The sequence below is a fragment of the Pseudomonas sp. LBUM1652 genome (assembly GCF_059716105.1).
The window spans coordinates 4886901-4899586 of record NZ_CP166804.1; the positions used below are offsets into that span (position 1 = coordinate 4886901).

A 12686-nucleotide genomic window follows, 5' to 3' on the forward strand; every position below is an offset into this window, starting at 1 on the left:
CTCGCTCCGAATTCTCTTTGAAACGTTGCCCGCCTGCTCATGCATCGGCCAGCAACCAAAAAATCTCGACCTGCTCTCTTCTCTATAGAAAGAAAAAAGGCGCATCCGAAGATGCGCCTTCAGGCCCGTCTTACTCAGCCTTTGGCGTTTCGCGCAAACGAATGTGCAGCTCGCGCAGTGCCTTGGCGTCCACCACACCCGGTGCTTGCGTCATCACGTCGGCAGCACTCTGGGTTTTCGGGAAGGCGATCACTTCACGGATCGACTGGGCGCCGGTCATCAGCATCACCAGACGATCCAGACCGAAGGCCAGACCACCGTGCGGCGGAGCACCGTACTTCAGCGCGTCGAGCAGGAAGCCGAATTTCTCTTCCTGTTCCGCTTCGTTGATACCCAGCAGACGGAACACCGACTGCTGCATTTCCTTGCGATGGATACGGATCGAACCGCCACCCAGCTCGGTACCGTTCAGCACCATGTCGTACGCGCGAGACAGGGCGCCAGCCGGGTTGGCTTCGAGCTCTTGCGGCGTGCACTTCGGCGCGGTGAACGGGTGGTGCAGCGCAGAGAAGCTGCCGTCATCGTTCTCTTCGAACATCGGGAAGTCGACAACCCACATCGGTGCCCATTCGCAAGTCAGCAGGCTAAGGTCATGACCGAGCTTGATGCGCAGTGCGCCCAAAGCTTCGCTGACGATCTTGGCCTTGTCGGCGCCGAAGAACACGATGTCGCCATCAACCGCGCCGACGCGATCAAGGATCACGTTCAGGTTGGCTTCCGGGATGTTTTTCACGATCGGCGATTGCAGACCTTCAACACCGGCAGCACGCTCGTTGACCTTGATGTACGCCAGGCCCTTGGCACCGTAGATGCCGACGAACTTGGTGTAGTCGTCGATCTGCTTGCGCGGCATGCTCGCCCCGCCTGGAACACGCAGTGCGGCGATGCGGCATTTCGGGTCGTTGGCCGGGCCGCTGAACACCTTGAAGTCGACTTCTTTCAGTTGATCGGCAACGTCTACCAGTTCCAGCGGGTTACGCAGGTCTGGCTTGTCGGAACCGTAGCGGCGCATGGCTTCTTCGAAAGTCATGTGCGGGAAATCACCGAATTCCAGACCCAGCACTTCCTTGAACAGGTTGCGGATCATTTGCTCGGTCAGGCCCATGATCTCTTTTTCATCGAGGAAGCTGGTCTCGATGTCGATCTGGGTGAATTCCGGCTGACGGTCGGCACGCAGGTCTTCGTCACGGAAGCACTTGGCGATCTGGTAGTAACGGTCGAAGCCAGCGACCATCAGCAGTTGCTTGAACAACTGCGGCGATTGCGGCAAGGCAAAGAACGAACCGGCGTGGGTACGACTTGGCACCAGGTAGTCACGGGCACCTTCCGGGGTCGCGCGGGTCAGGATCGGCGTTTCGACGTCGAGGAAGCCGTTCTCGTCGAGGAAGCGACGGATGCTGGTGGTCATGCGCGAACGCAGACGCAGCTTCTCGGCCATTTCCGGACGACGCAGGTCGAGGAAGCGATAACGCAGGCGGGTTTCTTCGCCGACGTCGGAGAACTCGTTCAGCGGGAACGGCGGGGTTTCCGACTCGTTCAGCACTTCCAGTTCGTAGCCCAGCACTTCGATCATGCCCGACGCCATGTTGGCGTTGGTGGCACCGGCCGGACGCAGGCGAACCTTGCCGGTGATCTTCACGACGTATTCGCTGCGCACGCGATCCGCGGCGGCGAAGCTCTCGGCGCGATCCGGATCGAACACTACCTGAGCCAGACCATCACGATCACGGATATCGAGGAAAATCACCCCGCCGTGGTCGCGGCGACGGTGAACCCATCCGCAAAGGGTAATTTCCTGGCCTTCCAGGCTTTCGTTCAGTTGGCCGCAATAGTGGCTGCGCATCATGGTAGTGGTTCGCTTCTCGTAATTCGAAATTCGGTGGAGATCCCGGCGCACTGAAGCAGTGCGGAAAACTCACGCGTGTCGTTCGACCTGGGTTTGAACCCTAGTCAGATTTGTCGCCACCGGCCAGATTCTTCTTGGTTCCGGTCTTGAAATCGGTTTCGTACCAACCGCTGCCGCTGAGGCGAAAGCCCGGCATGGACAGCTGTTTCTTGAGCTCTGGCGCCTGGCAGGCAGGGCAGTCGACCAACGGTGCTTCGCTGATCTTTTGAATGGCTTCCAACTGATGACCACAGGAAGCACATTGGTAATCGTACATCGGCATTGGGGTGTCTCGGCGATCAGATTGCCACCGCGCGCAGGGCTTTGCGGCGAAAGAGCGGGATTATATCCATTAAATGCGGCCTGTGCAGCCGTAAGACTGCACAGGCCGCGACCTCGTTTACAACCGCTGTTTCAATGGGAGTGCTTCCTTGGTGCTGTTCATGACGCACACTACCCGCACCAGCGCGCTGAAATTCTTCACCCCGCCGTGACGCAGATGCACTTCACGGTCGACGTGGGACAATAACGAACTGACCGAACAACAATTGTCTGCTGCCATGTTGCCAAGGATGTTCCAATAAACCTGTTCCAGTCGCAGGCAGGTCGCGAATCCGTTCAAACGCACGGATCGCGACAGCGGCTGGACCAGTGACATGTCGAAATCGTTGACGAACGGATCGAATTTCAATTCATGCTGCAAACCGACAATCCTGTCGCCTCGCCTGTCTCCCTCTACCATATCGGTGACACTCCTTTGTCATCTCTGCCTGTTTTGGAAGCCACAAGCTGTGACTTCATAAAAGCGCAGACGCAAAGTTATATCCAGATGACTTTTTGACCATCACCGTAGGATAAGCCAACGATAGCGGTAAGATTGCGGACAGCGCGCGAGCCGGCCTCAGGCAAGCCCGCGCTTACGGGTTACGCTTCCAGCAAAGCGCGCAACATCCACGCGGTTTTCTCATGAACCTGCATACGCTGGGTCAGCAGGTCGGCCGTCGGCTCATCACTGACCTTGTCGAGCAGCGGGAAAATACCGCGCGCGGTGCGGGTCACAGCTTCCTGACCGTCGACCAATTGCTTGATCATGTCCTCGGCGCTTGGTACGCCCACCTCCTCTTTAATAGAAGACAGACGTGCGTAAGTCGCATAAGCGCCCGGCGCCGGAAAGCCCAGCGCGCGAATGCGCTCGGCAATCGAGTCCACGGCCAGCGCCAGTTCGTTGTATTGCTCTTCGAACATCAAGTGCAACGTACGAAACATCGGGCCTGTGACGTTCCAGTGGAAGTTATGGGTTTTCAGATACAGCACGTAGGTGTCCGACAGCAGCCGCGACAGCCCTTCGACGATGGACTTGCGATCTTCTTCACTGATACCGATATCGATTGCCATGTTTACCCCCTAACGGCGATTGAATTCATCCAACAGGTGTAACCCCACTCTAGCAAGGCTATCGCCAGCCCGCAGCCCCGAAAGCCTGAACAGACTGCGACAAAAAGACCGACTCTCTGCCGCTGGCCGGGCTGATTTGAGTAGCTGCAGGCTTTGCTGTTAAATAGGCAGTGTGTCGCCATGCCCCATTTTCCGGGGTGTTGCGCATAGGCTGATGCCGTGTACGTGTCCACCGCCTCTTATTTTGTTCCGAAGCGAACCGTGCGCCTTCAGCTCTTCCTTGTGAGCCGTCATAACGTGAGCCAATCAAAATGTTGAAAATCGTCCACCTGCTAATGGGCGCAGCGGCCTTGCTGCTGTCGTTCATACCTAGTTTGAAATCCGAAGCCGTTCCCTACCTGCAACAACCCGATGCACTTTACCTGGCCTTTTTCGGCCTGCTGAACCTGGTGATCGCTCCAGTGATTCCTTACTGGAACAAAGGCCCGCGCCAGCATCTGCAAAACCTTGTCAGCGCTCTTCTGGTGCTGACTGTAGTCCTGCAAACCTTGACCCTGATCGCACCGATGCCTGTCATCGCCGGCCAGCCCGCCGTGTTGTTCAGTCTGGTGATTGCCCTGGTTGCGGTGATCCTGCACCTGGCCGTCAGCTTCTATCGATCTTCACCGGCTGCCGCGCCGACCAACTACGACATGACCAACCGCGATACCGGCACCGTCAAGTGGTTCAACACTTCCAAAGGCTTCGGCTTTATCTCCCGGGATTCCGGCGATGATATTTTCGTGCACTTTCGTGCGATCCGTGGCGAAGGCCACCGTGTTCTGGTCGAAGGCCAGCGCGTCGAGTTCTCGGTGATGAACCGGGACAAGGGTTTGCAAGCCGAGGACGTGATCGCCGCTCTGCCGCGTCGCTGATCCAAGGCCAAAAAAAACCGCGAGCAGCGTGCTGTTCGCGGTTTTTTTATGCCCGATGAAAAGCGCTCGCCTCAATAGTGCGGTGGCGGCGCGTCTTCTTCGAAGGACTCGAACTGGCCGACCATCTCTTCCTGACGCTTGAGCAGCGCAGCCATCTGTAATTGCAGGCGCTCAACCACGCGCTGCTGCGCCACCAGAACGTCGTTCAACGCCTGAATGGTGTCATCCTGAAACGCCAGACGGCTCTCCAGATCGGTAACGCGATCTTCAAGGCTCATGATTCAGCCCTCCACAAATGTGAAATCTTCGGTCAGCACCACGCGCAATTGCTCGCGAATGGCGGCCACCTGTTCGTCGCTATAAGGTTTGGCCGCGTGCTTGCCCCATACCGGCGCCGGCCACGCTGCATCATCGCGTTTACGCACAATCACATGCATGTGCATCTGGCTGACAACATTACCCAAGGTCGCAACGTTCATCTTGTCAGCATCGAACAAGTCCTTGAGCAACTCCGCCAGCGCGGTGGTTTCCAGCCAGAGCTGCTGCTGATCGGCGACATCCAACTGAAACAACTCGCTGATATCGTCCCGACGTGGCACCAGGATGAACCACGGGTAGTTGGCGTCGTTGGACAGCAGCAGACGGCAGAGCGGGAAGTCACCAATGGTCAGCGTGTCCTGTTGAAGTCGTGAATCTAAAGCAAACACCGCGCGCACTCCCGGCTGATCTGAATAATTAGCTTGGCGGCCCTCATACCGAGCGGCGAACCAAGCGACAGACCGGCAGCATACCTGCGAATGCGCCGACCTTCACGACGACAGCGCCCATTTGTCACCCGGCGAACGCCCCGACATGTGACATTTATCGACAACCTGCACCAGCACAGAACCAGAACGAGCGAGCAGCAAGCTCAAATGACCGAAAAACCCTGACCCGCTCACAATCACCCAATGCTTCAACTGTATGAATCCGGTACAGCCTGTAAATTTTTTTGCACCAAAACCGCACAGTGCGTCTACGCTCAGTGCGGCAGGCATCCGCCGAATACTCACTGGCGGGGTGAACCGGTAACGTTTTTGGTTGTCGCGCGCCAGCCACGGTGTGACAACACCATACGAACAGTCGCGTCAAGCCCCGATAGAAAGCGGCTTGGCACCCCGTATTTATGAGGTTTTTACAGGTAGAGACAGGTGCACAGAAAAATAACCGCAGCGATATCGCGGTTTGTGCACGTTTGTTGCATTCGTACTCATATGGACTATAAGCGCACCACGGGAAGTGGGAGCCTTAAGCCCAACAAAAACAGTGGCAGGGTTGCCCGATGGAGATTCAAGTGTTTTGCCAGGGACTCTTTTTTAGCGATGCAAAAGGCTACAAAAACAGCGAGAAAGTTGCCGGTCCGATTGCATCGGTACTGTGAATTTGCGACATCTACCAAGCCATCTGCGACAGCGTCGTAAAGAAGGTGAAAGGTTAGATTCGCAAGTATCGCCAACAATGTCGGCGTGATATAAGTTTGCGCCGACACAAAAAGAAAGAGCCGCCCAGATAATAAAACAGGTGGGACGGCAGTACTCTTCTAAAAACCAAAGGAGCAAATCACGATGCGCGTGATGAAGTGGAGCATGATCGCCCTGGCTGTTGCAGCAGGCACCTCGCAGTTCGCAATGGCGTCTTCCCAAGACGAGTCCAAAGGCTTCCTGGAAGACCAGAGTCTGAAACTGAAGACTCGTATGGAATACATGAACCGCGACTACAAAAACGGCGCGGGTAACGTTTCCAACGGTGACGGCACTTTCAAAAGTGGCTATCGCCAGGACACCGGTGTAAGCCAACTGCTGACTTACGAGTCGGGCTTCACTCAAGGCACCGTAGGTTTCGGTCTCGATGCCATGGCCATGGGTTCGGTCAAACTGGACGGCGGTTCGGGCCGTCGTGGTAATGGCCTGTTCGCCAACGACAGCGATGGCAACCCTGAAAAATCCCAAGGTAAAATCGGCGGCGCAGTCAAATTCCGCGTATCCGACACCGTGCTGAAATACGGCCAACAATTTGTTGCAAGCCCAGTGTTCGCCACTGACGACAGCCGTCTGATTCCAGAAGTCGCCACCGGTACCCTGATCACTTCCAAAGAGATCAAAGGTCTGGAACTGAGCGCAGGTCGCTTCACAGCGCTGAGCAAGCAAACAGGCATGGGCCGTGACAGCATCGGCGGCCTGCCAGATGAAGATGGCAATGGCGGCAAAGGCCTGACCAACATCAACATCTTCGGTGCCAGCTACTCCTTCACCGATAACTTCACCGGTGCCCTGGCTGCTTCCGACGCTGACGACTACTTCAAGAAGTACTACGTCAACCTGAACTACACCTTGCCAATCAACGACGAGCAGTCGCTGAACTTCGACTTCAACGGCTACCACACCAAAGGCGATAGCCGCGGTGACCTGGTTGACGCGATCGGCGACGGCACCACTGGTGTGGACAACAACCTGTGGTCCCTGGCTGCTGCGTACAGCATCGGTGCTCACAAGTTTACCCTCGCTCACCAGCGCTCCAGCGGCGACAACGCTTACTACTACGGCGTTGACGGTAACAGCACCATCTTCGTTGCCAACTCCATTCAGATCTCCGACTTCGTGGGCCGCGACGAGCGCTCCTGGCAAGCTCGCTACGACCTGAACATGAAGACTTACGGCGTACCTGGCCTGAGCTTCATGACCCGTTACGTGATGGGTGACCACATCACCACCAACGGCTTGGGCGAAGGCAAGGAAAACGAGTGGAACGCCGAGTCCAAATACGTGATCCAGGAAGGTCCAGCCAAAGACCTGTCGTTCCGTCTGCGTTATGCCATGTACCGCTCCAACGGCGCATACAGCGGCTACTCGTCTGACAATAACGACACCCGTCTGATCGTTGAGTACCCTCTGAACATCCTCTAATAGGGATGTAAGGATGACGTACTAGAGCCCTGCTCTAACAAGAACCGCTCACCTGGATTCAGGTGAGCGGTTTTTTTATGCACTCATTAACTTGTTTGCAGACATAAAACATTAGCCAGCTATCTATTAGCCAGCAAACTTTCACAACAGACATAAAAAAACCCAAGAGTGTGAACATCTCTTGGGTATGACATTAATTAACTGACCGCGAGGCCAGGTATCAATGTTGTTACTGTGCAGCTGTTTCCTGAACTACACGAATAACCCGCTGCGGAAACGGAATATCAATGCCTGCGGTCTTTAAACGATCGCGGGACTGCTCGTTAAACATGAACATCACATCCCAATAGTCTGCAGTTTTAACCCAAACACGCAGGGAAACCGTGATCGAACTGTCGCCCAGTGTCGAGATTACGGCTTGCGGTGCCGGGTCCTGCAGAACACGCTCATCCTTGGCCAGATCCAGCAGCACCTGACGGGCCTTTTGCAGATCCGCTTCGTAATCCACGCCCACATCGAAGACAACCTTACGGGTTGGCTGACGGTTGGTGTTGGTGATGATGCCGTTCGACAGATTACCGTTCGGCACGATGATGGTCTTGTTATCGCCGGTACGCAGCACGGTGTGGAAAATCTGGATACTATCGACGGTACCTGACACACCTTGGGCTTCGATCCAGTCGCCGATGCGGAACGGACGGAACAGCAGAATAAGCACGCCGCCGGCGAAGTTCGCCAGGCTACCCTGCAAGGCCAGACCGATGGCCAGGCCGGCAGCACCGATCGCCGCAACGAACGAAGTGGTTTCAACACCGATCATCGAAGCGACGCTGACAATCAGCAGCACCTTGAGAATGATGTTGGCGAGACTGCTGATGAAGCCTTGCAGCGCCAGGTCAGCGTTACGCAGGGCCAGCAGACCGCCGAGTTTTTGCGTGACCTTGTTGATCAGCCACCAGCCGATGGCCAGGGTAATCACTGCCAGCAGCACACGGCTGCCGTATTCCATGATCATCGGTATCCACGCCTGGGATGCCTTGACCAGGTGGTCCACCTCAGCATTCAAATCCATGTTCTATCTCCTGATTTCCGGCTACCCGGGCTATAAACAAATAAAAAGTGGGAGCGAGCTTGCTCGCGAAAATGGTGTGCCATTCAATAATGAAGTTGACTGACACACCGCTTTCGCGAGCAAGCCCGCTCCCACAGGTTCCGCATGAGAAAGCTTAGTCGCGGAAGTTGTTGAACTGCAGTGGCATGCCGAATTCCTTGGCACGCAGGGCCGCGATGGCTTCTTGCAGGTCGTCACGCTTCTTGCCGGTGACACGTACCTGCTCGCCCTGAATGGCGGCCTGCACCTTGAGCTTGGCATCCTTGATATGGCCGACAATCTTCTTCGCCAGCTCCTTGTCGATCCCTTCCTTGAGCACGGCGTCCTGCTTCATCAGCTTGCCCGATGCGTAAGCGTCTTTGACTTCAAGGCACTGCACGTCGATCTTGCGCTTGACCAGGGCAAGCTTGAGGATCTCGATCATCGCTTCCAGCTGGAAATCGGCTTCAGCGGTCAGGTTGACGGTCAGGTCTTTTTCCTTGAACTCGAAGCTGCCTTTACCTTTCAGGTCATAACGACGATCGAGTTCCTTCACGGCGTTCTCGACCGCGTTGGTGAGTTCGTGTTTGTCCAGTTCGGATACCACGTCGAACGACGGCATGTAATCTCTCCAATAAAAAAGGCGCGCTCGATGAGGATGGAGCGCGCTTGGCTTGCGGTTAAAATCGGGCTCATTATAACGGGTCTTTTCCTGACGACACGGCGAGCCGCACATGCCTGCACCCATTCGAGCAAAAAACTGATGTCCACCCTTTGGCATGTTCTCGGCGCCGGCAGTCTCGGCACACTCTGGGCTACGCGGCTGGCCCGGGCCGGATTACCGGTCAGGCTGATCGTGCGCGATACCGAGCGCTTGCACAGCTATGAAGCGGCAGGTGGACTGACCCTTGTGGAACAGGGACAAGCCCGCACCTATGCAGTTCCCGGCGAAACCCCGGACAACCCCGAACCGATCCGACGCCTGCTGGTGGCCTGCAAAGCCTACGACGCCGAAAGCGCGGTCGCCCGCCTCGCCCCACGCCTGGCGCCCGATGCCGAACTGATCCTGCTGCAAAACGGCCTCGGCAGTCAGGACGCTGTCGCCGCGCAAGTGCCCCAGGCGCGCTGCATCAGCGCCTCCAGTACCGAAGGCGCCTTCCGCGACGGTGACTGGCGCGTGGTGTTTGCCGGTCACGGTTACACCTGGCTCGGCGATGTCGCGCATCCGGTCGCGCCAATCTGGCTGGATGATCTGCAAGCCGCAAAAATCCCCCACGAATGGAGCACCGACATCCTCACCCGGCTGTGGCGCAAACTGGCGCTCAACTGCGCGATCAATCCGCTGACCGTGCTGCATAACTGCCGCAACGGCGGATTGCAGGCGCATCATTGCGAAATCGCCACGCTGTGCGTCGAACTGACCGAACTGCTGCAGCGCTGCGGCCAACCGTCAGCCGCCGACAATCTGCAACAGGAAGTCGAGCGAGTGATCCAGGCCACCGCAGCCAATTACTCATCGATGTATCAGGATGTGGCCAACCAGCGCCGCACCGAGATCAGCTATTTATTGGGCCACGCCTGCAAAGTCGCTGCGCGCCACCAGTTGAACCTGCCGCACCTCAGTCAATTGCAGCAACGACTGGTCGCTCATCTGCACAGCCTCGGATTGCCCAGCGACTGAGCAGCGGCTACGCTGGCCACTTGTTCCTTTGCTGCGATAAACCTGATGCCATTGCGCCAGCGCCTCGAAAACCTGCCGGTCGGCCAGAAACTGCTGGCCGCCCTGCTGGTGCTGTTGACCACTGTCTTGCTGGTCGCCAACCTGACCTTTATCAGCGCCGCCTATTACATCTCCCAGGAAAGCATGGCCCCTCAGGCCTTGCAGACCATCGGCCGACTGATCTCCAACCCAAGTCTTGTCAGCGAAGCCCTGCAATCACCGCAGAGTGCAGAACGTCTGCTCAAGGAGCTCGACAGCTATTCTCCACTGCGCGCTGCCGCCCTGTATGACGGCAAGGGCGAAAGGCTCGCGCAAGTGCAGCACGGCGACAAACTCGACCTGCCGGAACGTTACCGGCACATTGAGGCTTGGCAACTCACCGAGTTTCGCAGCAACCAGTTGATCACCTTGCCCCGCCCCGGCACCGCGCCGGGTCATCTATTACTGGTCGCCAGTAGCGAATTGCCCATGGCGTTCTACACCGGCACGCTGACGGCCAGTCTTGGCATCCTGATTTTCAGCGTGCTGCTGTGGCTGGTGATTGCCCGGCAGATCAAGCGGCTGATCACCCGACCGATTCATCAACTTGAAGAGTTGTCGCGTCAGGTGACCCGTGAAGAGAACTACGCACTGCGCGCTTCACGCGGCAACCACGACGAAATCGGCAGCCTCGCCGAGGCGTTCAACACCATGCTGTCGCGCATCGAAGCCCGCGAGCAGCAACTCAAACGTGCCCGCGACGACTCACAAGCGGCTTACGATCAGGCCCAGGGCCTGGCCGAGGAAACCCGCCACACCAACCGCAAGCTGGAGCTGGAAGTCCAGGTACGCAGCAAGATCGAGAAGAAACTCACCGGTTTCCAGAACTACCTCAACAGCATCATCGACTCGATGCCGTCGGCGCTGATCGCCCTTGATGAACAGCTCTACGTCACCCAATGGAACCAGGAAGCCAGCGCCCTCTCCGGCACCCGGCTCGACGAAGCGCTGAACCAGCCGATATTTCTCGCCTTCGAGCCGCTCAAACCGTTTCTGCCGCAACTCAAGCAGACCGTCGAGCAACACACCGTGGCGAAAATCGAACGCGTGACCTGGTTCAAGGACGACGAGCCCAAGCATTACGCACTCACGTTCTACCCGCTGATGGGCGGCGCCGGGCGTGGTGTGGTGATCCGTATCGACGACATTACCCAGCGCCTGTCGCTGGAAGAAATGATGGTGCAGTCGGAAAAAATGCTCTCGGTCGGCGGCCTCGCAGCGGGCATGGCCCACGAAATCAACAACCCGCTGGGCGCGATCCTGCATAACGTGCAGAACATCCGCCGGCGCCTGTCAGCGGATCTGCCGAAGAACCTCGAAACCGCCGAGCAACTGGGCATCGAACTGGACACGGTCAACCGTTATCTGCAAGGCCGGGAAGTCCCGAAACTGCTCGATGGCATTCAACAGGCCGGAGCGCGGGCAGCAAAAATCGTCACTCACATGCTCAGTTTCAGCCGCCGCAGCACCCGGCAAATGGCCCCGTGCGATTTGCCGGCACTGATTGATCAAGCGGTTGAAATCGCCGGCAACGACTTCGATCTGGCCATCGGTTTTGATTTCAAGGGTCAGGCGATCATCCGCCAATTCGACCCGGCGCTGGGTCCGGTGCCGGGCACCGCCAACGAGCTGGAACAAGTGCTGCTCAATCTATTGAAAAACGCCGCACAGGCCATTCATCAGCGCGAAGACGACAGCGAACCGGGGCGGATCATCCTGCGTACCCGACTCAATCCGCCGTGGGCCGAGATTCAGGTCGAGGACAATGGCATCGGCATGAGCGAGAACGTGCGCAAACGCACCTTCGAACCGTTCTTCACCACCAAGGAAATCGGTCAGGGCACAGGACTTGGCTTGTCAGTGTCGTACTTCATTATCACCAACAACCACAAAGGGCAGATGGAAGTGCAGTCAGCGCCCGGGCAAGGCACATGTTTCACCTTGCGCCTGCCGCTGGCCCAACCCACTGCCATCGCTCCAGAAACCAATCAATTATCGAGGTAACCCATGGGCTTTCGCCTGTCGAAAATCTACACACGCACCGGCGACAAAGGCGAAACCGGCCTGGGCGATGGCCGCCGTGTGCCCAAGGATCACCCGCGTATCGAGGCGATTGGTGAAGTCGATACGCTAAACAGTCAGGTCGGCGTGTTGTTGGCCGGGCTGCTTGCCGAACGTGAAGCTACGCCTGGCTTGAATGAGCTGATTGAGGTGTTGGCGCCGTGTCAGCATCGGCTGTTCGATCTGGGTGGCGAGTTGGCAATGCCGGAATATCAGGCACTGAACGAGGCAGAAATCGAACGATTGGAAGCGGCGATCGATGTGTGGAATGAGGAGCTGGGGCCGCTGGAGAATTTCATTCTGCCGGGGGGCTCGATGCTGATTGCTCAGGCCCATGTGTGCCGGAGTCTGGCGAGAAGTGCCGAGCGGCGCTGTCAGCATTTGAATGCGATCGAGCCGTTGGCCGGGGTTGGTTTGGCGTACATCAATCGGTTGTCGGATCTGTTGTTTGTGGCGGCGCGAGTGATTGCGCGGCGGCAGGGGGTTGCGGAGATTTTGTGGCTGCCGGCGGCGAAGCCTTCAGATCAATAGCGCCAGATATGACGCTATCGCGAGCAGGCTCACTCCTACAGTTGACCGC

At 57.3% G+C, this 12686-nt stretch carries 14 protein-coding genes; 5 read left to right on the plus strand and 9 right to left on the minus strand.

Features of this window, described 5'->3' with window-relative positions; all coding sequences use genetic code 11:
* Positions 1 to 130: 130 nt before the first annotated feature.
* The 4 genes from aspS to ACA069_RS22095 form a co-directional block, all read right to left on the minus strand.
* Positions 131 to 1906, minus strand: a complete 1776-nt coding sequence (gene aspS, locus ACA069_RS22080) for an aspartate--tRNA ligase (protein WP_187679768.1) — start codon at positions 1904 to 1906, stop codon at positions 131 to 133.
* A gap of 100 nt (positions 1907 to 2006) precedes the next feature.
* The gene (locus ACA069_RS22085) at positions 2007 to 2228 is read right to left on the minus strand and encodes an FmdB family zinc ribbon protein (RefSeq protein WP_064119106.1); all 222 of its coding nucleotides are present in this window, start codon (positions 2226 to 2228) and stop codon (positions 2007 to 2009) included.
* A gap of 117 nt (positions 2229 to 2345) precedes the next feature.
* On the minus strand, positions 2346 to 2687 hold the full coding sequence (locus ACA069_RS22090) for a ribbon-helix-helix domain-containing protein (protein WP_187679769.1): 342 nt from the start codon (positions 2685 to 2687) through the stop codon (positions 2346 to 2348).
* 182 nt (positions 2688 to 2869) lie between these two features.
* The gene (locus ACA069_RS22095; RefSeq protein ID WP_034153422.1) at positions 2870 to 3340 is read right to left on the minus strand and encodes a Dps family protein; all 471 of its coding nucleotides are present in this window, start codon (positions 3338 to 3340) and stop codon (positions 2870 to 2872) included.
* Positions 3341 to 3651: 311 nt separating this feature from the next.
* On the opposite strand from ACA069_RS22095, the gene ACA069_RS22100 reads away from it, so the two are divergent.
* Positions 3652 to 4254 (plus strand): cold shock domain-containing protein membrane protein, encoded by a 603-nt coding sequence (locus tag ACA069_RS22100; protein ID WP_401268629.1) that lies wholly within the window; start codon positions 3652 to 3654, stop codon positions 4252 to 4254.
* A gap of 71 nt (positions 4255 to 4325) precedes the next feature.
* On the opposite strand, the gene ACA069_RS22105 is transcribed toward ACA069_RS22100, so the two are convergent.
* The 3 genes from ACA069_RS22105 to ACA069_RS22115 form a co-directional block, all read right to left on the minus strand.
* Complete coding sequence (locus tag ACA069_RS22105) at positions 4326 to 4532, minus strand: SlyX family protein (protein WP_064119103.1); 207 nt, start codon at positions 4530 to 4532, stop codon at positions 4326 to 4328.
* 3 nt (positions 4533 to 4535) lie between these two features.
* A complete protein-coding gene (locus tag ACA069_RS22110) occupies positions 4536 to 4961 on the minus strand; it encodes an HIT domain-containing protein (protein ID WP_401268630.1) in 426 nt (141 codons plus the stop codon).
* Between the two features lie 102 nt (positions 4962 to 5063).
* Entirely contained in the window at positions 5064 to 5291 is a 228-nt protein-coding gene (locus ACA069_RS22115; RefSeq protein ID WP_497615209.1) for a hypothetical protein, read from the minus strand.
* Between the two features lie 567 nt (positions 5292 to 5858).
* On the opposite strand from ACA069_RS22115, the gene ACA069_RS22120 reads away from it, so the two are divergent.
* Positions 5859 to 7196: an OprD family porin gene (locus tag ACA069_RS22120; protein ID WP_305439443.1), complete on the plus strand. Its 1338-nt coding sequence runs from the start codon at positions 5859 to 5861 to the stop codon at positions 7194 to 7196.
* Positions 7197 to 7425: 229 nt separating this feature from the next.
* Here ACA069_RS22120 and ACA069_RS22125 read toward each other — a convergent pair whose 3' ends face one another.
* Together ACA069_RS22125 and ACA069_RS22130 are read right to left on the minus strand one after the other, a co-directional pair.
* Positions 7426 to 8268, minus strand: coding sequence for a mechanosensitive ion channel family protein (locus ACA069_RS22125; protein ID WP_489878879.1), 843 nt, complete (start codon positions 8266 to 8268; stop codon positions 7426 to 7428).
* 154 nt (positions 8269 to 8422) lie between these two features.
* The gene (locus ACA069_RS22130; RefSeq protein ID WP_027619814.1) at positions 8423 to 8908 is read right to left on the minus strand and encodes a YajQ family cyclic di-GMP-binding protein; all 486 of its coding nucleotides are present in this window, start codon (positions 8906 to 8908) and stop codon (positions 8423 to 8425) included.
* 141 nt (positions 8909 to 9049) lie between these two features.
* Between ACA069_RS22130 and ACA069_RS22135 the strand changes: the two genes are divergently transcribed.
* Genes ACA069_RS22135 through ACA069_RS22145 form a run of 3 tightly spaced genes read left to right on the plus strand, consistent with a single transcriptional unit; the run spans position 9050 to position 12637 of the window.
* Positions 9050 to 9967, plus strand: coding sequence for a putative 2-dehydropantoate 2-reductase (locus tag ACA069_RS22135; RefSeq protein ID WP_497615210.1), 918 nt, complete (start codon positions 9050 to 9052; stop codon positions 9965 to 9967).
* Positions 9968 to 10012: 45 nt separating this feature from the next.
* Positions 10013 to 12049, plus strand: coding sequence for a sensor histidine kinase (locus tag ACA069_RS22140; RefSeq protein ID WP_187679776.1), 2037 nt, complete (start codon positions 10013 to 10015; stop codon positions 12047 to 12049).
* 3 nt (positions 12050 to 12052) lie between these two features.
* A complete protein-coding gene (locus ACA069_RS22145; protein WP_497615211.1) occupies positions 12053 to 12637 on the plus strand; it encodes a cob(I)yrinic acid a,c-diamide adenosyltransferase in 585 nt (194 codons plus the stop codon).
* Positions 12638 to 12686 lie beyond the last annotated feature (49 nt).